Origin of the sequence: Nonomuraea sp. NPDC047529 (assembly GCF_040642995.1) — a bacterium.
In the GTDB taxonomy this organism is placed as follows: Bacteria; Actinomycetota; Actinomycetes; order Streptosporangiales; family Streptosporangiaceae; genus Nonomuraea.
The window spans coordinates 42,101-61,855 of sequence record NZ_JBEYTJ010000053.1 but is presented as its reverse complement, the minus strand read 5'-3'; the positions used below and the strand labels follow the sequence as shown (position 1 = coordinate 61,855).

The 19,755-nt window shown below is 71.4% G+C and carries 18 protein-coding genes and 1 pseudogene; 9 read left to right on the top strand and 10 right to left on the bottom strand.

The genetic code is table 11. The annotated features are described in order from the left end of the window. On the top strand, nt 1-1,513 hold a 1,513-nt coding region (locus ABZ815_RS47150; protein WP_357708419.1), incomplete at its 5' end, for a LuxR C-terminal-related transcriptional regulator. On the opposite strand, the gene ABZ815_RS47145 is transcribed toward ABZ815_RS47150, so the two are convergent. After that, on the bottom strand, nt 1,419-2,687 hold the full coding sequence (locus ABZ815_RS47145; protein ID WP_357708418.1) for an MFS transporter: 1,269 nt from the start codon (nt 2,685-2,687) through the stop codon (nt 1,419-1,421). The genes ABZ815_RS47150 and ABZ815_RS47145 overlap by 95 nt on opposite strands. 100 nt (nt 2,688-2,787) lie before the next feature. Here ABZ815_RS47145 and ABZ815_RS47140 point away from each other — a divergent pair, with 100 nt between their 5' ends. Then, on the top strand, nt 2,788-3,873 hold the full coding sequence (locus tag ABZ815_RS47140; RefSeq protein WP_357708416.1) for a DUF5937 family protein: 1,086 nt from the start codon (nt 2,788-2,790) through the stop codon (nt 3,871-3,873). 41 nt (nt 3,874-3,914) lie between these two features. Here ABZ815_RS47140 and ABZ815_RS47135 read toward each other — a convergent pair whose 3' ends face one another. The 6 genes from ABZ815_RS47135 to ABZ815_RS47110 form a co-directional block, all read right to left on the bottom strand. After that, nucleotides 3,915-4,673 carry a hypothetical protein gene (locus ABZ815_RS47135; RefSeq protein ID WP_357708414.1) on the bottom strand — a complete coding sequence of 253 codons (759 nt, stop codon included), beginning with the start codon at nt 4,671-4,673 and terminating at the stop codon, nt 3,915-3,917. Nucleotides 4,674-4,824: 151 nt separating this feature from the next. Then, complete coding sequence (locus ABZ815_RS47130; protein ID WP_357708412.1) at nt 4,825-6,582, bottom strand: hypothetical protein; 1,758 nt, start codon at nt 6,580-6,582, stop codon at nt 4,825-4,827. Between the two features lie 430 nt (nt 6,583-7,012). Next, nucleotides 7,013-7,876, bottom strand: coding sequence for an alpha/beta hydrolase (locus ABZ815_RS47125; RefSeq protein ID WP_357708410.1), 864 nt, complete (start codon nt 7,874-7,876; stop codon nt 7,013-7,015). A gap of 160 nt (nt 7,877-8,036) precedes the next feature. Further along, the gene (locus ABZ815_RS47120; protein ID WP_357708409.1) at nt 8,037-8,651 is read right to left on the bottom strand and encodes a TetR/AcrR family transcriptional regulator; all 615 of its coding nucleotides are present in this window, start codon (nt 8,649-8,651) and stop codon (nt 8,037-8,039) included. Between the two features lie 269 nt (nt 8,652-8,920). Then, nucleotides 8,921-9,577 carry a response regulator transcription factor gene (locus ABZ815_RS47115; RefSeq protein ID WP_357708407.1) on the bottom strand — a complete coding sequence of 219 codons (657 nt, stop codon included), beginning with the start codon at nt 9,575-9,577 and terminating at the stop codon, nt 8,921-8,923. Beyond that, the gene (locus ABZ815_RS47110; protein ID WP_357708406.1) at nt 9,574-10,725 is read right to left on the bottom strand and encodes a sensor histidine kinase; all 1,152 of its coding nucleotides are present in this window, start codon (nt 10,723-10,725) and stop codon (nt 9,574-9,576) included. The genes ABZ815_RS47115 and ABZ815_RS47110 overlap by 4 nt, the downstream gene beginning before the upstream one ends. 142 nt (nt 10,726-10,867) lie before the next feature. On the opposite strand from ABZ815_RS47110, the gene ABZ815_RS47105 reads away from it, so the two are divergent. The 4 genes and pseudogenes from ABZ815_RS47105 to ABZ815_RS47090 all read left to right on the top strand — a co-directional run bounded on the left by ABZ815_RS47105 (nt 10,868) and on the right by ABZ815_RS47090 (nt 13,847). Continuing rightward, entirely contained in the window at nt 10,868-11,245 is a 378-nt protein-coding gene (locus ABZ815_RS47105; RefSeq protein ID WP_357708405.1) for a peptidase inhibitor family I36 protein, read from the top strand. 260 nt (nt 11,246-11,505) lie between these two features. Next, nucleotides 11,506-11,973: pseudogene (locus ABZ815_RS47100) on the top strand (M23 family metallopeptidase); the annotation flags it as partial. Between the two features lie 343 nt (nt 11,974-12,316). Next, entirely contained in the window at nt 12,317-12,613 is a 297-nt protein-coding gene (locus ABZ815_RS47095; RefSeq protein WP_357708424.1) for a hypothetical protein, read from the top strand. Between the two features lie 7 nt (nt 12,614-12,620). After that, nucleotides 12,621-13,847 carry a hypothetical protein gene (locus ABZ815_RS47090; protein ID WP_357708403.1) on the top strand — a complete coding sequence of 409 codons (1,227 nt, stop codon included), beginning with the start codon at nt 12,621-12,623 and terminating at the stop codon, nt 13,845-13,847. Between the two features lie 751 nt (nt 13,848-14,598). Here ABZ815_RS47090 and ABZ815_RS47085 read toward each other — a convergent pair. Continuing rightward, entirely contained in the window at nt 14,599-15,417 is an 819-nt protein-coding gene (locus ABZ815_RS47085; protein WP_357708402.1) for an MBL fold metallo-hydrolase, read from the bottom strand. Nucleotides 15,418-15,532: 115 nt separating this feature from the next. Here ABZ815_RS47085 and ABZ815_RS47080 point away from each other — a divergent pair, with 115 nt between their 5' ends. After that, on the top strand, nt 15,533-16,138 hold the full coding sequence (locus ABZ815_RS47080; RefSeq protein ID WP_357708401.1) for an XRE family transcriptional regulator: 606 nt from the start codon (nt 15,533-15,535) through the stop codon (nt 16,136-16,138). A 93-nt stretch (nt 16,139-16,231) separates the two neighbouring features. After that, entirely contained in the window at nt 16,232-17,287 is a 1,056-nt protein-coding gene (locus ABZ815_RS47075) for an LLM class flavin-dependent oxidoreductase (protein ID WP_357708399.1), read from the top strand. 59 nt (nt 17,288-17,346) lie between these two features. Here ABZ815_RS47075 and ABZ815_RS47070 read toward each other — a convergent pair whose 3' ends face one another. Continuing rightward, complete coding sequence (locus ABZ815_RS47070) at nt 17,347-18,081, bottom strand: TetR/AcrR family transcriptional regulator (RefSeq protein ID WP_357708398.1); 735 nt, start codon at nt 18,079-18,081, stop codon at nt 17,347-17,349. Between the two features lie 97 nt (nt 18,082-18,178). Here ABZ815_RS47070 and ABZ815_RS47065 point away from each other — a divergent pair, with 97 nt between their 5' ends. Beyond that, nucleotides 18,179-18,862, top strand: a complete 684-nt coding sequence (locus ABZ815_RS47065; protein ID WP_357708397.1) for a GNAT family N-acetyltransferase — start codon at nt 18,179-18,181, stop codon at nt 18,860-18,862. Between the two features lie 311 nt (nt 18,863-19,173). Here the strand turns inward: ABZ815_RS47065 and ABZ815_RS47060 are convergent, their stop codons facing one another. Further along, a complete protein-coding gene (locus tag ABZ815_RS47060) occupies nt 19,174-19,716 on the bottom strand; it encodes a TetR/AcrR family transcriptional regulator (RefSeq protein ID WP_357708395.1) in 543 nt (180 codons plus the stop codon). Nucleotides 19,717-19,755: the final 39 nt, after the last annotated feature.

Below are 19,755 nucleotides of genomic sequence, written 5' to 3'. Positions count from 1 at the left end.
GGCCTACGCGCGCGCCGCCGCGCAGAGCCCGTCGGCCGGGGAACGTGCCCGCAGGCTCACCTTGGCGGCCGAGGCCACCGAGTTCAGCGGTCGCTTCGATCGGGCCAGGGCTCTGGCGCTCGGCGCCGGGAGCCCGGGCGCCGAGCTGACCTCCCGGCTGATCCGCGTGCGGGCCTGCTCCGACTACGGCGAGGGCCACCTGCAAGGGGCGCACGCGATGTTGTCGGCCGGTGTGGACCACCTGGCCGCCACCGACCCGGGCTCGGCCGCGTGGTTGCTGCTGGACGCCGCCTCCATGATCTGGCTCGACGGCGACCGCGACATGGCCCACCGCACGGCCGAGCAGCTCGACGCGCTGGAGGTGCCGCCCGGCGACGACGTCGTCCCGGTCCACCAGCTGTGCCGGTGGTTCGTCACGCTCACCCTCGGCCGCCCCACCACCGAGCTGCCGCCGCTGGCCGAGGTGGTGGAGCGCGCCCGCGCCCAGGCCGGACCCGACCGGCGTGGGCTGCTGCTGATCGGCGGACTCGGCCTGGCCGACCAGGACGCCCGCACCCACCAGCTCGCCCTGGCCGCCACCGCCGCCATCCGCGCCGAGGGCCGCGTCGGGCTGCTGCCCCAGGCGCTGACCTTCATGGGCCACGTCGAACACGCCCGCGGCCGCTGCGCCGACGCGTGCGCCTTCGCCGAGGAGGCCGTGAACATCGCCGCGGACACCGGGCAACCCGCCTGGTCACGCCTGGCCACCGCGTTGCTGGATCAGCTCGCCGCCGTTCAGGGAGAGCCGCTGGACCCCGCCACCGCCACCCCGGCCGCGCTCGCGCTCCTCGACCTCGGCCAGGGCCGTCCCGAGCAGGCGCTGCTCGGGCTGGAGTCGCTGGTGTACGGCAAGGCACGCAACAGAACCCCCGCCATGCACCTGGTGCCCGACCTGGTCGAAGCGGCCCTGCGCAGCGGCAGGAGCGCCCGCGCGGCCGAGCCGTTGGCCCGGCTGGAATCCTGGGCCGGGATGCTGCGCCAGCGGTGGGCCGACGCCCTGGTCTCCCGCTGCCGTGCCCTGCTGGCCACCACCATGGCCCCGGACCCCGGAGCCGACGCGCACTTCCGCGCCGCGCTCGACGCGCACGAGCGCCCCTTCGACCGCGCCCGCACCGAGCTGCTGTACGGGGAATGGCTGCGCCGGGCCCGCCAGACCGGCGACGCGCAGGGGCACCTGCGGGCCGCGCTGGAGACGTTCGAGTGGCTCGGCGCGCGCCCCTGGGCCGACCGGGCACGCACGGAGCTGGGCGCGACCGGCTGGAGCACCCAGCGCAACACCGGCGCCGACCGCTTCGCCCAGCTCACACCGCAGGAACGGCAGATCGTCAACCTGGCCGCCCAGGGGCTGTCGAACAAGGACATCGCCGCGCACCTGTTCCTCAGTCCGCGAACCGTCGGCCAGCACCTCTACAAGGCCTTCCCGAAACTCGGCGTGACCGCCCGCGCCCAGCTCGCGGAGCTCGTTCTCCCCTGACGACACCGGCGGACAGGAGCGTCGCGGTGGCGAGGCCGCCCCAGAGGGCGGCCGGGCCGTGGGGTGCGAGAGCGGTGATGACCGCCGGGGAGACGGCGAGGCCGAAGCCGGTGGAGAGCTGGAAGCGGGCGAGGGTGCGTCCCAGGACCTGCGCCGGGGCGAGGGCGGTGACGAGCGCGGTGGCGCTGCCCGCGTAGATGATCTCGCCGAGGGTGCAGACCACGGACACCGCCGCGACGGCCGGGGCGCTCCAGCCGGGTCCCAGGAAGGCGGCCGCGAGGAAGCCGAGGTAGGACGCGCTGAGCACCACCCCGGCGAACGCCAGCACGGACCGGCGGGAGAAGCGGGACATCAGGACGGTGACCGGAACCTGCAGCGTGACCACCAGGACCGTGTTGGCCACGAAGATGGCCGCCGACCACACCGGGGACGCGTGCATCTGCGTCACCAGGACCAGCGGAAGCGCGATCTCGGGGACGTTGAGGCAGAAGACGTAGATCACGTTGGCGGCCAGCAGCCCGCGCATCCGGGGTGCGGGCTCGCCGTCCCCGTCCGTGGCCGCGGCGGCGGCCGGATGAGCGTGCACGCGTACCGACCACGCCAGAGCCGCCGCCACGAGGTAGGCGAGCCCGGTGACGGCCGCCAGCGCCTGCAACGCGGCGGCGCCACCCGCCAGGCAGGCGGTGGCGAGGAGCGCACCGGCGCCCAGGCCGGCGTTGCGCAGCGCGCGGCCCCCCGCCAGGGCGGCGTCGCGCTCCCGGCCGTGGGAGAGCGTGGCCACGAGGGCGGCGTGGGCGGCCGGCCAGGCCTGGTTGCCGATGCCGAGGAAGAGCGCAGCCGTCGCGAACAACCAGACGTTCCCCGCCGGGGTGGCCGCCAGCAACACCACGCCCAGCACCCGCACCAGCATCGACGCCGCCACGACCGTGCTGCGCGCGCCCCGGTCCAGCCATCGGCCCACCGCGGGCATGCACCCGAGACCCGCGACGACACCGGCGGTCATGGCGGCGCCGGTGACCGGCCCGGACAGTCCGAGCACCGTCACCCCGTAGAGCAGCAGAAAGGGCCGCAGCAGGCCGGTGCCGAGCGCGTCCACGGCCAGGGCGACGGCGTAGCGGGGGCCTCCGGAGGCGCGGAGGAGGACGCGGAGCTGGACTCCGGTGGTGGGTGCCATGGCGCCAACGGTCGTGCCGGGTCGCCGGACGCGGCACGTCGGTTGACGGAGATCGTCAACCGACGCCGTCATCGGCCGTCCGGCCAGGGATGATGGAGGGATGACGCTGCGCATCGACATCACCGGCCTGCCGGCCGAGCGGCTGCGGTTCGCCGCCTCCCCGCTGGCCGAGCTGACCGCGATGTTGCACGTCCTGGCCGAACCCGGGCATCATCCGCGGCTGGCCGGCTGGGCCGGGGACGTCTGGTCCGGGATGCCGCCGGAGCTGGCCGAGCGGTTGCGAGAGGCGGAGTTCCTCTGGCGTTCCTCGCGAGCCGATTTCCTGGTCCCGGCCCGGCCCCGCCAGACCCTCGCCGAGGAGCTGGACGATGTCGACCGGATCGACGACGAGACCTATGTGACCGCTGCGCTCGTCACCACGTGCGGCAGCAACCGGGTGCACTTCGCCGCGCCGTCGCCGCTCGCCGACGCGACCGCGCGCGAGCGGGCCCTCGACCTGGCCCAGGCGCGCGGCGAACGTCAGGAGGCGTTCGCGGAACGGCTGCTCGCCGACCCGGCCGCGGTGCGGGCGCGGGTGCGCCACACCCTCGAACAGTGCGCCGAGGCGTTCTTCGACGCCGCCTGGACGGGCGTCGCCGTGCGGCTGGCCACCGACCTGCGGCTGAAGAACGACCTGCTGAAGCGCCAGGGCATCGGGGCGGCTCTCGCCTCGGTCTCCGGCGCGGTCACCCTGACGCCGGACGGCAACCGCATCGTCGTGGACAAACTGCAGGACAATGCGACCGCCGCCCACGGCGCCGGGGTCACCTTCATCCCCAGTGACTTCGGCCGCCCGCACCTGGTGGTGGTCCACGCGCCCGGATGGCAGCCGGTGGTGCAGTATCCCGTGGCCGAGCCGGATCCGTCCGAGCCGGTGTCGCTGGAGACGGTCACCCTGCGGCTGGAGGCACTCGCCCATCCGGTACGACTGCGGCTGCTGCGCACCCTGGCCCGCGGCCCGCACACCACCGGCGAGCTGGCCCACGCCTGGGAGCTGTCGCCTCCGGAGGTCTCCCGCCACCTCGCCGTCCTGCGCCGCGCGGGCCTGCTCACGACCCGGCGGCACGGGCGCTACGTCCACTACACGCTCAACCTGCCCGAGATGACGACGCTGGGCACGGACCTGCTGGCGGCCGTCCTGCGCTGACCTCCGGCTCCTGTGTCGTCCGGCAGGCGGCCGGTCACCTGTCAGCTGGTGAAACGTCCCTCACGGGTGTACTTGCAGGCTCCGCCGAGGCAGTTGGGGCTGGACCCCCAGCCGTCGTCGTAGCTGACCCTGCGGTGGAGCTTGATCTTGCCCTTGACCTCCTCCGCCTGGTGCCCGGGGGCGACCTTCTCGTCCGCCTGCTTCCACCAACTGGTGCCGTTCCAGTAGTACAGCCGGTGCCGTGCCCACAGGGAGCTCGGCGAGCCCACCGGCAGGCAGTTGAAGATGAAGCTCTCCGCGCGACGCTCCTTGAAGCCGCCGAAGTCGAGGGTGGTGTACGACTTCGGCGCCAGGCCGGCCTGGGCGTTGTCGTGCCAGAGGTGCGACCCCCAGTGTTCGGCGGTGCACGACGCGGAGAGCACGGCCGCGGCCGGAGCGGTCAGGCCGCGTACGGTGACCGGCTCGCTGGTGATCCGCCGCCCCCGCAGCTCGGCGGGGAGGTCGGCGCCGTGGTCCTCGACGAGGCGCTGGGGCACCGGCACGTCGGGCGGCGTGATCTCCAGGTAGGTCTGCAGGTAGCTGTTGCTCCGGTCCCAGGCGATGAGCGGCGCGCTGCCGATGATCCCGACCTGGGACATCCCCACCTCGTCGGACGGCTGGCTGTCGGAGAAGCTCACGGTGAGACCGGTCGTGTATTCGATGTGCGCCAGGGGGATCTCCCGGTCGCTGTCCTCGGGTTCGGCCGCGGCCGGGGAGGAGGCGAGCATCAGCGTGGCGGCGATGGCGGCGATTGTCCTCATGTCACTCCTTGCGGTTGACGTTGCCGCGCAGAACGTTAGACACCGCCCTTTCAGCAACCTTAAACCTGAGCTCAGCGCACACCGGAGACCCGCGAGGAGAGGGTCGCCTTCGCTTCCCGCCACCCCGGCTTGTGAGCCGTGGGCCTGCTCCTTACCTCAGGAGCTGGTCGGCGTTGATCTTCACCTCGAACTCGAAACGGTACGGGCTTCCTCCATTGGTGGGCACGGGCCACAGGTAGGGCAGTGGCTGGGTCAGGTCGAAGGAGATGGGCGGGTTGGTCGGCCGGACGGTGTCGACCGGATAGATGGTCCACCGCGGCGTCTGCTCCGGCGTCCCCGTTCCCGAGGTGGGCTGTGCGCTGGGCTGTGAGCTGGGCTGGGGACCCGGGTGGAAGGGCGGCGGGTCGATGTTGACGAACCACATGGTCGAGCGTGGGCCCACGTGGGGGGTGCTGGTGCCGCCTCCCCCGCCACCACCGGTGCCGCCGCTCGATCCGCCGCTCTGGGTGGCCGTGGCGGGCAGATAGTGGCGGTCGCTGGGATCGGCGTCGCACGGCTCCGCCGCCCCGGCCGGTGGGGGCGCTCCGTCGGCCGCCTTGAGGCGCAGCCCCAGCTCACCCGCGATCATCAGAGCGTAGTGACCCGCCAGCGCCTTCTGCCCTTGCTGGTTGGGATGCCCTGTCTGCTGTGTCATGTTGAAGTCGTCCCCTCCCTCGGCGGGGGTCCAGCTGAGGCTGCGAACGTAAGGGGTCTTGGTCCCCAGCTCGTGGCCGGCGAAGGCGTTCGCGAGGTCCAGCATGTCGGTGGCGATCCCGTGGTCGGCCAGGACCTGCTGCGCCTTCTTGATGGAGGCGGTCAGCCGAGGTCCGAGAGTGCGAAGAGGCTCCAGGTCCCCCGAGCTCACCAGCCACCTCATCAGGCCTCCCGGTGTGAGACCTTCCGCCAAGGGCTGGGGATAGTTGACCATCATGATCCTGGCCTTGCCGCTGGTGGCGACGTTCATCGCCCGCACCAGTCGCACCAGACGCGCCGAGAGGGTCGTCGGCTGCGTCAGCGGGCGGACGAACGGCGGACGCGGCGGCTCCGAGTCCGCCCATTCCTGCTCGGAGGTGCGGGTGACGTCGAGCAGCGGCGCGACCTCCGCCACGATGCTGTTCCGGAGGCCGATGTTCTTCGCGAGTATGGCGGTCAGCATGGGCCCGAAGCGGGCGTCGTTGCCGCCGAAGCCGGAGATCACCAGGTCGGTGGCGGCGTCCAGCCCCTCGTTCTGCGGCGGGTTGACGCGGCCGTGGTCGTTCTGGCCCACGAAGAAGTGCTCGGTGGCCGCGCCGGAGGAGGCGTTGAAACGGACGTCGAAGAAGACCTCGGGATTGGCGCGGCGCAGCAGGTCGATGGCCTGCAGGACCGCGGCGCCGGCCGAACGGTGACGGAAGTCCTCGTCGTAGTCGGCCTCGGTGTGACCCTCCGCCGGGACGCGGCCGCCGTTGGGACCGGGAAGGAAGCGCATGGGTTCGGGCAGGAAGCCGCGCTTGTTGAAGTAGAGTCCCGCCCCCTCCCCCGACATGTACGAGTCGCCATTGATGACGATCTTCACGACCCTCTGTCCGGGCAGCGGGACACCCTGGCGGAACTGGGCGGGCTTGTCGTCCCCCCAGAACGGCGGCCCGCCCGGTCCGGTGCCGACCGGCGGGCAGGTGTCGGTCGGCGCATATCGATGCTTCAGGTACTCCAGGCCGCCGACGGCGGGGAGGTTCGCGAGCGATTCCGCGTCGTAGTCGTCGAGCAGCGGGACATCGGTGATGGGGGCGGCGTGCGCGGGTGTGAAGCCGGAGGTCGCGACCAGGGCCAGGGAGAGTGCCGCGCCTGCCAGCGCACGTGGCAGTGGCCCAGGTAAGAATCTTCGTGACATGCCGTCAACTATGAGCGGCACTCATCTGCGGGTCCTCCTGCTCAGGGAGGAAGCCGTTTCTCCGCCGACTGGCCGCCACCTCTCCTACGACAGGCCGCCGCACCACCACGTCCGTCATGGGTCCTTTGTCCATTCCCGTGGCAGGGGGAGGCAGACACCGGCCAGTTGCGGGGAGTGATCTGGTGACACGTCAACGCCCCCCGGCGAGCGCACTGCTCGGCCGCCGGGTTCTCATGCTTCCCCGAAGGCGGGTCGGTCCGATCAGCCGTGCCCGGCTTCGCCCGACGCCTTAACGCCCGTCCCGCGAACCGGGCGTGTCTCCCCGTCGAACACGAGCTGCGGAACGCAGCATCGAGCAGTGCGGGCGTAGAACGTCGAGGAGGCACGACCTGCCGTACGCGGGCGGCTCCCCGCGATCGACGGTTGTCGGCTATCGCCCGGTGTGCCGGAGGATCGCGGCGGAGATCCGAGGAATCACCGGCGGCGGGAACCCGTGCCCCATTCCCTCGATGGGCAGGAACTCGCTGCCGGGAATCGCCGCCGCCAGGGCCTTCCCGTGGGCGAAGGGCGCCATGGGGTCGTCCGAGCCGTGAATCACCAGAGTCGGAGCGGTGATCGAGCCGACAAGCCCGGAACGGTCGCGGGAGGCGAAGGCCGCGAGGATGTGGTTCTTCGAGGCGTGGCCCGCATCGGTGGCGTTCTCGATCTCCCGCTCGATGATCGCGCGCGTGGCCGCCTCGTCGAACGCCGTCAGCCGTCCGGCGAGAATGCGCGCCAGCTTGAGATGCGACTCGACGTGCTCCTCCCGGGTGCTGGGCGGATTGGCGATCTGTTCGGCGTCCCAGGCGGCCAGCCGTGGATCGCGTACCGTGCCCCGGAAGGTGTTGGTCGCGGGGTCGAGGGGCTCGGCGCTCGACATGATGACCGTCAGGGTGCGCAGCCGGTCAGCGTGTTCGAGCGCGATCTCCTGGGCGATCATGCCGCCCATCGACGCGCCGACCACGTCCGCCGTGGCGATGCCCAAGCCGTCGAGCAGGCCGACCGCGTCCTGGGCGAGGTCGACCATGGTGTACGGGTTGGCCTCGTAATCCACGCGGCCGGACAGCCCGGTGTCCCGGTTGTCGTAGCGGATGACGTACCGGCCTCCCACCTGGAGAAGCCGGCAGAGCTCGTCGGGCCAGGTGGCGCCCCGGGCACCGAGCCCCATCACGAGCAGCAGCGCGGGGTCGGCGGGATCACCGAACGTCTCGCACCACAAACGGATCCCGTTGGCCTCGACTGTGCGTTCCATCATGTGCTGCCCCTCGTTCTGGCTCGCACCAGTGGCGACGACTGGCGCTACGACGTCCCGTAAGAGGACGAGCGCTCACGGACCGTGCGCCGAGTCCGCTCCCACAGCGCCCTCCCATGGCAAAAAGTATATACAGATTAACTTTTCGCTTGATCCAGAGCCGTCACAACCCAGCCGGCACATGCAGGACGGCGAGCATCTGGGCCCGCAGGTGCACACTCAGCGCCCGGACGTCGTCGCTCAGCCGGGCGGCGAGCACCGCCGTCACCATCCCCATGACGGAGGTGACGGCGATCCGCGCCGCGAGGTCCGACAGCTCCGGCCGCACCTCGATCAGCAGCCCGACCCACTCCTCACGTATCTGCCGCATCTGGCGGTTGAGCCGCCGCCGATCCTGCTCCGGCAGCCACAGCAGCTCGGCCTGCATGATCAGAGTCAGACTCCGGTTCTCGACGGACGACCGGGAGAACCAGTCCACCAGGGCGATCAGCGCCTCCTGCGGGTCCCGGTCCCGGTCGGCCAGCGCGGCTTGCGTCCCCTCCTGAAGGCGTTCCAGCGACAACTCGATCAGGGCGAGGAGGATGGCCTGCTTGCCGGGGAAGTGCCGGTAGACCGCGGGGCCGGAGATGCCCACCGCGGCCCCGATGTCGTCGATCCCGGTGTCGGCGTAACCGCGTTCCACGAAGAGCCGGGCCGCCTGCAGCAGGATGACCCGCTTGCGCACCCCGTGTTTGCGCCCCTGCGAGATGAGGGATTCCAGCTCGTCGGACTCGGCCACGTACGTACCTCTCTGAAAGAAACGGGAACCACGGTTAACATATTGGATGGAGGCTGGCCAGGCACACCGTGGAGGGCACCCCGTCAGCTCCGCCGTTGCCGCCAGAACCCTCGTCAACCAGACAAGGCCGCGGCCCGGTCGAGGCGGTCGCGGACCTCGCGCAGCACCGGGACCAGCTCCGGCGGATCCAGCACCTCGAAGTCGCATCCCCAGGTGAGCCAGGCGTGCTGTCGCGGGCGCGGCCGGCTGCGGAGACAGCGCCTGCGCGCTCACATCGGAGGGACCAGGCCGGACTGGATGGCGAACACCACCAGCTGGGCACGGTCACGGGCCTTGAGTTTGAGCATCGCGCGGCTGACGTGTGTGCGCACGGTTTCCGTGCTGATGGCCAGACGCGCCGCGATCTCGTCGTTGGAGAGGCCGGCCGCGACCCAGGCCGTCACCTCGCCCTCGCGTTCGGTCAGGCCCTTGATGCCTGGATGCGCGATCACCGAGGGGGCGCGCCGCGCGAACTGGGAGATCACGCTACGGGTGATCGATGGGGACAGGAGCGATTCACCCCGGGCCACCACGCGCACCGCCTGTAACAGCTCGGCCGGGTCGGCGTCCTTGAGCACGAATCCGCTGGCGCCGTCCCGTAACGCCTCGAAGACGTATTCGTCCAGGCCGAAGGTGGTCAGCATGACGACCCGCACCGATGCCAGCGCCGGATCGCCGGTGATCTCCCGCAGCGCGGTCAAGCCGTCCACCTCGGGCATCCTGATGTCCATCAGCACCACGTCCGGCCGGGTGCGGCGGATCAGCGCCAGCCCGGCGCAGCCGTCGGCGGCCTCACCCACCAAGTCGGTGTCGGGCTCGGAGCGCAGCAACGTCCGGACGCCGACGCGGATCAGTGCCTGGTCGTCCACGGTCACCACGCGGATCATGTCCCGGCCTCCATCGGCAGAAGAGCCCGTACCGCAAAGCCCCCGCCGGGCAGCGGACCAGCCTCCATCTTCCCGCCGAGTCGCTCGGCCTGCGCGCGCATGCCGCGGATGCCGAGTCCTCCCGGGGCCGCCGGGCCGGGGCCGGCTTCCGCCCTGGCGCCCGTGTCGGTCACCTCGACCAGCAGGTCGTCCCCGTCGCGGCGGACCACGACCCGGGCGGGAACGGCACCGGCATGGCGCAGGACGTTCGTCAGCGCCTCCCGCACGATGCGGAACACCGCTTCCTCCACCGGGCGGGCTAGATGAAGGTCCGGCTGGAGGTCCACGTCCAGCTCGACCCCGGCCGTCCGCACTCGGTCAGCCAGCTCGTCCAGTAGATCCAGCCCAGGCCTGTCGGGCACCGGCCCGCGCCGCGCGGGCTGGTCGCCGCGCAGCCGCTCCAGCCCGGCGCGCAGGCTGTCCAGCCCCTCGCGGCTGGTGGCGCGCACCGCCTCCAAGGCGTGCCGGGCCTCGGTCACGTCGCGGTCGAGCATGTGCAGGGCGACTCCGGCCTGCATCGCGATGGCCGCCAGCCCGTGGCCGATGGTGTCGTGCAGATCCTGCGCCATGCGCAACCGCTCCTCGGAGGCCATGCGCCTCGCCTGCTCGGTGCGCAGGCCCGCGGCGGCCTCCCGCCGCAGCCGTACGGTGATCCCGGACGCCAGCGCGGCCAGGGCGATCGCGCCCCAGGCGAACACGTTCACGGAGCCGATCCCGTCCTCTGCGAGGGTCTTGGCGTACAGGGCCACCACCAGCACCCCGAAGTCCGCCGCCACGACCGCCACCGCCCGACCGACCGGCCACGCCGCCGCGACGTAGTACATGGCGGCGGGCACCGTCAGCAGGATCGGTCCGAACGGATATCCGGCCGCCAGGTAGGCCGCCACCGCCGCGCCGTTGATCGTCAGCACCATGCCCGGCCTGCTCCGCCCGGCCAGCGCCAGTGCCGCGACCACCACCAGTGCGTACGCGGGCGGCCCCAGCGGACGGGTCGAGTCGGGTTGGAACAAGGCCGCGGGCTGGGTGCCCACCAGGCCGGCGGCCAGGAACGGCAGGCACGGCCACCCGTCCGCCCACCAGCCCTGCGCTCGTTTCCTGGCGCCGTCCACCCTCACGACCCTAGCCGCGGGCGTGGGCCACGCGCTGTACGCAGATTTGCGTACACGGGAAAGCCGCGTTCAGGGTGACGACCCGGCTGCGGCGTCCTGTCCACGATGAAGGCCCATTCGCCAACGAACCAGGGGAATACCGATGAAACGCAACTTCACCCGAATCGTCCTGCCTCTCTGCGGCGCGGCGGCGCTGATCGGCGCCATGATGGCGACGTCGGCTCACGCGGAGCCGACCATGGAGCCACAGTCTCTGAGCGACTGCAAGTCGGGAAACGTCTGCCTCTGGGTCGACGCGGGCTTCCCCGGAATTCCGCGCCAGTACGGCAGCCCGGTGTTCCGCAACGTCGATGCCGCTGACCACGACAGGGTGAGCAGCTGGGCGAACAAGACGAGCTACACCTACTGCCTGTACGACAACGGCAGTTCGATCACTCTCGACCGTCTCGGGCCCGGGGCGACAAGGCCCAACATGCCGGGCGGCACGAACGATCGGGCCGATGCCATCGGGCGCTGCTGAGGCGCGAGCGTCCAGGCGGCGGACGGGTCAGCGGGAGATCTCTCCCGGACCCGGCCTCGGCGGCATCGTCCGAGCCCACCAAACCGGTGCGGAACCCGGCAGAACCTCCGGCCGGCCGGCTCCCAGCCCGGCCAAGCCGCCCATCCCTGCGGCGCCGCGCCGGTCGGAGGGTCGCCACCCATCTCTGCGGCGCCGCGCCGGTCGGAGGGGCCGCCGCCACCCTGGTGGCGGCCGCGGCGAGGTGTGGCGCGGCGCAATCGATGATCTTGATGACGAAGAGTCCTTCACATCGCTGGAGTGATGCCATGCGTGTCCGAATGGTCTTAGGGGCCGTCGCAGTCGGCGGCCTGCTCACGTCAACGGCGGCGCCCGCGCAGGCGGCAGGCCCCCGGCCCGATTTCCAGGCGCCGTGGCCCTGCGGCCAGGTCCGGGACTACTTCCACCACGCCGAGGAGGTGCCGAACGCCATCGACTACAACGTCTCCGGCCCTTCGGACCTGGGGACCCCCGCCCTGGCCTCGGCCGCGGGCACCGTCGTGTCCGCGGGCCCGAACAACGGGTACGGCAACGAGGTCGTGCTGGACCACAGTGGCGGCTGGCGCAGCCGGGTCGCGCACCTGAGAGCGCTGTCGGTGTCGGTCGGCCAGAGTGTCGGACGCGGCCAGAAACTGGGGGAGGTCGGTGAGACGGGCCAGGCGACCGGCCCGCACCTGCATTATGAGCAGCTCGCGGACGGCGTCCGGGTGCCCATCGTCATCGACGGCGTGGCGATGATCTCCGACGGCCAGGTCCGGCAGCACACCAGCGGCAACTGCGCGTTCACCACCGCCGTGTCCAACCTCGCCGTCTACCGCACCTCCAACAGCACCTTCTACATCCGCAGGCACACGGGCGGCCTGCTGAGCGAGGTGCGCTTCGGTCAGGCCGGCGACCTGCCCGCGACCGGCCACTACCAGAGCGTCGAGTACGACAACCTCGCCGTCTACCGCCCCTCGGACGGCACCTTCCACATCCGCAGGGCCGACGGGACCGAGCAGGGTCATCGCCTTCCCCGGCGCCCAGAGCGGGGACGTGCCGGCGATCGGCCGGTACCAGCCCGGCGACTACGACAACCTCGCCCTCTACCGTCCGTCGGAAGGCGCCTACTACATCCGCTGGGCCGACGAGCAGATCGGCAGGATCGCCTACGGCGCCCCCGGCGACCGCCCGGCGCCGGGCTACTGCGAGACCGGGCGCCTCACCAACCTCGCCGTCTACCGGCAGCAGAGCAGCACCTTCCACATCCGCAGAGCCGACAACACCGTCGCGCCGGTCGTGTTCGGCGATGGCACCAGGGGCGACATCCCGGCCGTCGGCCACTTCCAGTGAGGACCTGATGAAGACAACCGCCGCCCTGCCGGCCCTCGTCGTCCTGCTGACCGGCACGCTGGTGGCGCCGCCGCCCGCGTCAGCGCTCACGGCCTTACCCTGCGACCCCAAGGGCGTGCCGGCCGCCGACGCCTGGAACGCGAGCCAGCTCTCCCCGGCGCTGACCGGACGGATGCACGACAGCCTGTCGGCGTACCGCATCTCGTGCGCGAGGGTCGTCACCCAGGTCGTCAGGGACCGCGGGCTGCCTATCCGCGCGGCCGAGCTCGCGGTGACGACCATCATCACCGAGGCGACCATGGACAACCTCGACGGCGGGGACGGCACGAGCGTCGGCCTGTTCCAGCAGACCGAAGGCTCCTACGGCAACATCGACAGGAACGATCCGGTCGCCGCCACCAACGCCTTCCTCAACGCGATGCTGCGCGAGTTCCCCGACGGGAGCTGGCAGACGCGCCCCTTCGGCGAGGTCTGCCAGAAGGTGCAGCGCTCCGCCTACCCCGACAGGTACGCGCCGGAGGCCCACGACGGCGTCCTCGTCGCCCGCGCGGTATGGGACCGATCACCCTCCAACCTCGCCGTCTACCGCCCCACGGACAACACGTTCTACATCCGCAAGCTGGACGGCACACCGCTCACCCGGGTGAGCCTCGGCGTCCCCGGCGACCTGCCCGCGGTCGGGCACTACGAGCGCGGCAACTTCGACAACCTCGCCGTCTACCGGCCATCCGCGGGGGCCTTCGTCATCCGCTGGGCCGACGGCAAGACCGAGAACGTCCCGTTCGGCCAGGCCGGCGACCTGCCCGCGACCGGCCGTTACGAGAACGTCGAGTACGACAACCTCGCCGTCTACCGCCCGTCGGACCGGACCTTCCACATCCGGCGTGCGAACGAATCGGTGTTGAAAGTGCCATTCCCCGGCGCCCAGGACGGCGACGTGCCCGCCGTCGGCCACTACGAGCTCAGCAACTACGACAACCTGGCCCTCTACCGCCCGTCGGAAGGCGCCTACTACATCCGCTGGGCCAACGGGCGCATCGAGAGGATCGCCTTCGGCGCGCCCGGCGACCGCCCGGCACCCGCCCACTTCCAAGCGGGCCCGTACACCAACCTCGCCGTCTACCGGCAGCAGAGCAGCACCTTCCACATCCGCAGAGCCGACAACACCGTCGCGCCGGTCGTGTTCGGCGACGGCACCAAGGGCGACGTCCCCGCCGTCGGCAAGTTCGAGTAGCGCGCGAGGGGCTCAGCGGAGGAGCTTCGCCCAGGTGTCCGGGGCGATCACCATGTCCGGCCGGCCGCGAGCGCGGCGTGGTGGTCATCATCGACGACACGATCTCTCCCGTCGCCGGCCAGGCCGCGATCGTGCCGGCGACCGAGGTGAGCGAGACAGGTTTCAGCACCGAGACGAGCCTGAGGGCGGCACGCCCAGCCGCTCCACGACACGGGCCAGGCAGCGTGCGGAGCTGGACCAGCATGCCCAGCCGATCGACAGGGCCCCGGCCGCCGGGACTCGTGAACGCCGCGTCGGCCGCCGTCGGCGTGAACACCGGGTGGTCGGTGAGCACGTGCTTGGCCTCGGCCGGTCACGGCTTGGAGAGAACGGCCATCCGGCAGCAACGCGGCCGGCGCCCACCGCGTGCCGCGACGCCGAACAGACCGGTTACCGTCCCCGGTCGCAACCGCACTCCGACCAGGGGGCCGGCCCCCGGGCAGGGGTCCCCGCCGGACGCGTGTCTCCGGACCGGCCGGCCGGCTCCGTCAGGCATGACCAGCAGATCGACGGCGGGATGCGGCAACCCTCTCGGCACCACTTCCCCGCCACCAGGTGGGCCAGGTCGGCGGGCACGGGCAGAGTGGTCGCCAGTGCAGTCAACCCGGCGACCGCCACGTCCGCCAGCGATCAAGCGGCCCCAGGACGGGCACCGCGGCATCGAACTCACTGCCCGTCTTGGCCGCCGTCGCGGGCGCGGCGCCAGATTCGATCAGCCGATCGGTGGTGCCAGATACTCCAGCGCATAACCCTCGCCGGACGAGCTCACGCGGGCGATGCCGGGTGAGTCGAGGTGGGCGCCCGCCACGAAGTGCTGCGGCCGGATCAGCTGTTCCAGAAGGCCCGCTCGTGCGGCACGGGCCTGGGACTGGTCGCCGTCGAACTCCCACGACACCTTCGGCCGGTCGAACTGGAGCGTGGGCACGTGAACGGTGTCGCCCCAGACAAGAAGGCGGCCGGCGCCGCTCCTGACCTCGTAGACGGTGTGACCGGGTGTGTGGCCCGGTGTCGGGATCGCGGTGGCCCAGTCGTTGATCGCCATGTTCTCCGACACCGGCACGACCCGGTCGCGGATCGGCTCCAGCCGCCCCCTGAACACCGAGGTGTCGCCCGCGCCGATCCACACGCGTTCGAGTCCGGGGAACGCCTCCGCACCTTCCGGCGTGATCAGGCCGCTCACGTGGTCTTCGTGGTTGTGGATGATGGCCACGTCGGTGACCTGCGCGCGGTCGATCCCCGCTTCGTCGAGCGCGTCGTAGATCAGCCCCATGGTGGGGTCGTGCCAGACGTCGGACGCGCCGGTGTCGACGAGCAGCGACCGCGTGCCGTCGGTGACGAAGAAGGCGTTCACCGCCAGGCGCAGGTTGTCCCCGGCCAGCGGGACGGCGGCCGGCAGCTCGTCGAGCGTGCGCCCGTCCTCGTCGCGGAGCCGTGTCGGCGGCATGTCGATGTACCCGTCCCGCAACGAGACCACCTGTAGATCGCCGAATTCGAACGTGGCATGGAGCCGGCCACTCGACATCAAACGCATGGAAACCTCCGTCGTGCTGGGCGCACAGGGCGCCCGTCTTCAATAGAAGACTCTATCTTCTTTAGAAGAAACCCTACACTGTGCACAGCGACGTACCCATCGATCGAGGAGCACGGTGACCGAGCAACACGGCAACGCGGCCGGACCAGAGCACGGTGACGACCTGGCCGGCGCGTTCGGCGGCAACGTGCGGCGACGCCGCGAGGAGGCGGGCCTGACGCTGGAGCAGCTGTCCGCGCAGTCGTCGGTCAGCCGGGCGATGTTGTCCAAGGTCGAACGCGGTGAGAAGAGCCCGACGATCGGCGTCGCGTCCAGGATCGCCCACGCGCTCGACGCGTCGCTCTCGGACCTGATCGGCGCGCCGGCCGCCGCGTCCGGGGTGGCCATCGTCATGCGCAAGGACGATCGCCCGATCTTCCGTGACCCGGAGACCGGCTTCGAGCGGCACATGGTGTCGGCGGCCCCGGGCGCGGGAGGCGCCGAGATGATCATCCACCACCTGCCCGCGCAGGTCTCCACCGGGCTGCTGCCCGCGTATCCGCCGGGCGCGGAGAAGCAGCTCGTGGTGCTGGACGGCACCCTCACCGTCGCGATCGGCGGGATCGTCGAGACCCTGAACGCGGGCGACTCCCTGTTCCTCCAGGCCGACGCCGACCACGGCTTCGCCAACCGCACGAACACCCGCTGCGAGTACATCATGTTCATCTCGCGCAGAACCTGATCGGCCGCGGCTTCCCGGCCTGGACGTGCTCGATCCACCGTCTGATGTCAGGCTGGGTACGTTCAGGTCGGTCCCTTGCGCCTTGGAGGTCTGATGCGGGCGGGCGTCGTGGTCACGGCACACCCCGGTGTGGAGGACCTCGCCGTGCGGGCCGAGGAGCTGGGCCTGCACAGTTTCTGGGTCAACGACACCCCGATGGTCCACGGCGACCCCTTCATCGCCCTGGGGCTGTGCGCGAAGGCCACCAGCCGCATCAGGCTGGGCATCGGCGTGACCTCACCGGCGCTGCGCTCGGCCCCGGCCGCCGCGAGCGGGTTCGCCAGCCTCAACGCCCTGGCCCCGGGCCGGATCATCTGCGGGATCGGCACCGGCAACACCGCCCGCCGCACGTTGGGCATGCGGCCGACCACGGCGGCGACGATGGAGAACTTCACCGCCGCCCTTCAGGACCTGTGCGCCGGACGAAGCATCGAGTACCGCGAGGGCGACCGGGTGCGCGACGTCCGGTTCCTGCACGCCGGGGCGCACGTGAACACGGCCGACCCGATCGAGTTCGTCGTGGCCGCGCAGCTCGGGCCGAAGGCCGCCGCCGTCGCCGGCCGCCGCGGCACCGGCCTGATCTCCTTCGGCCTGCTCGACCCCACCGCGTGGCACGCGCTGCACGACGCCCGCCGCCGCGCCGCCCGCGTTCCCGGCTCCCCTACGAACTCCTACGTGGTCACCGCTCTGCACGTACTCGACGAGGACGAGGACCCCCACGGCGACGCGGCCAGGGACGCGACGGGCCACCTCGTCCTGTCGTTGCTGGCCTTCGCCGCCGACACAGGCGCCGACACAGGCGCCTTCGCCGAGCGACTCGGCCCCGAGGAACGCGAGGCGGTGCGGCGACTGCTCGACCGGCGCGGCACCACCGCCACCGCACCCGACCGGCACACCAAGCTCTACCCCGACTACCTCGGACGCATCGCGCCGCAGGACCGGGACCTGATCCTGCCCTCGCTGATGAACACCCTGACCCTGGTCGGCACCCGCGACGACCTCCGCGCCCGCATCGCCACCCTGGAACGGGCCGGCATCGACGAACTGCTCATCCAGCCGGTGATCGACCCGCCCGCCGAGATGGCCCAGCTCGTGGGCCTGCTCACCTGAGCAGATCGTCCTCGTCCCGCACATGCGCCAAGGCGGCCCCGGAGGGGGGCCAAGGCCGGTTAACGGGCTGGGTGGGCGATCAGGGCCTCTATGCCGTCCAGCAGGAGGTTGAGGCCGAACCGGAAGTCGGCGTCCTCCGTCCAGCCGGTGGAGTCCCTGAGCAGGCCGGAACGCATCATGGCCGACAGTGCCGGGTACGTCGCGGGGTCCAGGACCTCGGTGAGTATCTCGCCGTACTCGGCGGCTCCCTTGGCCCTGGCCGCGAGCTCCTTGCCACCGGCGCCGAGCGAGTGCGTGAGTGTGGCGTCGGTGAGGGCGTAGCCGCTCAGCACCGTGGCGGCGTTGAACGTCTGGCCGTCGTCCAGCCCGGTGTCGGACAACGCGTCCAGGGCCCGGTCGAGCCAGAGCAGTCGCCGCGGGCCCATGGGCGGGGTGCTCTGGCGCAGGTCCAGCAGCCAGGGCCGGGACAGCAGGAGGTCGCGGGTGAGCCGGGTCCACGTGGCGAGGTAGTCGCGCCAGGACAGGTTCCCGCGTTCGGGCGGTGGGGGCACGGCGCTGTCCGCCATGACGGTCAGCAGTTCGTCCTTGTTGCCGACGTACCGGTAGAGCGCCATCGGAGCGACGCCCACCTGGGCGGCGACGTTGCTCATGGAGACGGCGGCCAGCCCCTCGGTGTCGGCGATCTCGATGGCGGCCGTCGTGATCGTGGCCAGGTCCAGGCGCGGCCTCGGGCCTCTGCGCGTGGTGGGTTCGCGGCCCCACATCCGCGCCACGACGGGTGGCAGCTCGGCCATCGAACATCCTCTCGTGCGGTCGGAATCTGTGTACGTCATATAGTCTAATAATCGTGTATGCAGTACAGAGTAGAGCGTACATAATACGGGGGGCTGCATGGAGATCCGTACGTTCGCGCCGAGTGACCGCGGCGAGCTGCGCGAGCTGTTCGAGCGCGTGGGCGAGGGCGCTCCCACGGCGTCGCTGTGGGGGCACGTGGACTCGGAGGCGGCCGTCTACCTGGACCCCTACATGGAGCTGGAGCCGGACTCGCTCTTCGTCGCCGTCGCCGGGGGCGCCCTGGTGGGCTACCTGACGGGATGCCTCGACACTGCGAGGTTCCCCGGCGAGGGCGAGCGCATGGAGCAGGCGATGCGGACCTACCGGCTGGTCTTCCGTCCCAGGCCGGCGGCCTTCTTCGCGCGCAGCCTGGCCGATCTGGCGTGGGCCGCGGTCCGCAGGCAGCCCGGCGTCGGCGAGTTCGCCGACGCCAGGTGGCCCGCGCACCTGCACATCAACGTGGCACCCGAAGCGCGAGGGACAGGTGCCGCCGACGGGCTGATGAGCCGGTGGCTCGACCGGCTCAGGAAGGCCGGATCTCCCGGCTGCCACCTGCAGACCCTGGTCGAGAACACCCGGGCGGTGCGGTTCTTCGAGCGCATGGGCTTCGCCGAGCACGGCCCGGCACCACTGGTGCCCGGCCTCCGGCACGACGGCCGGCGGGTCCACCAGCGGACGATGATCTGGAGCGCCGGCCGCGCTGCCGAGGCCGGCGCGTGGAGGTCCACAAAGCGTCAATAGTCCCGGCCGCACCGGACCGTAGGGGCGGGCGTATCCGGGGACCGGCGTGCGCCCACCGACGACGAGCCAAAGCAGTGACGATCAGCATGCCCTGGGCCGGCCGCCAGGCCGGGGTCCTGGGATTCCTCGTAGGCCTTGGTCTTGGCGGGCCATCACCGGAGGGGCCGAACTTCGCAGCACGTCAAGCGGGAACCGCCGAACGGGTGACCACGCGGACATGGGCGCGTTCCCGGACGTCATGGCTCTCGGGGGCTCTCCTTGCTCAACCCCGAGATCGTTCGTCGCTCGGAGCGGATCACCGGTGCGCGGCCTCACCGCTCGGACGGCACCTGCGCGCGCCCCATCAGGACCCGCAAGCCCTCCAGCAGGTCCGCCGGAGCCGGCGCGCCGTCCGGGTCCACCAGCCACTGCGCCGCCAGGCCGCCCACCAGCGTCTGGATCACCGCCCCCACCTTCTCGGAGTCGGAGCCGAACAGCTCCGCCAGCCCCAGCCTGGCCTGCCGTCCCGCCTCCGCGAACGACTCGCGCAACTCGGGGGTGCGCGCCATGTGCGCGACCAGCTCGAACTGGATCACCCAGAGCGGCCTGGCGCGGGTGAAGGACTCGATGACCTTGGCCCAGGTCGTCTCGAAGTCTCCCGGCTCGGCCAGGGCCCGGCCCAGGTCGTCGGCCCATTCCTGCATCGCCTCCACCACCGCCTCGTTGAGCAGCGCGTCCTTCGTGCCGTAGTGGTAGCCGATCGCCGCCAGGCTGACCCCGGCCGTGGTGGCGATGTCACGTGCGGTCGTGTGGAAGTAGCCCTTCTCGTAGAGGCAGAGCTTGGCGCCGTTCAGAAGATCCTCTCGATTTCCCATGACGCCATCTTACACATCCGTGTTGCACATTTGTCTAAC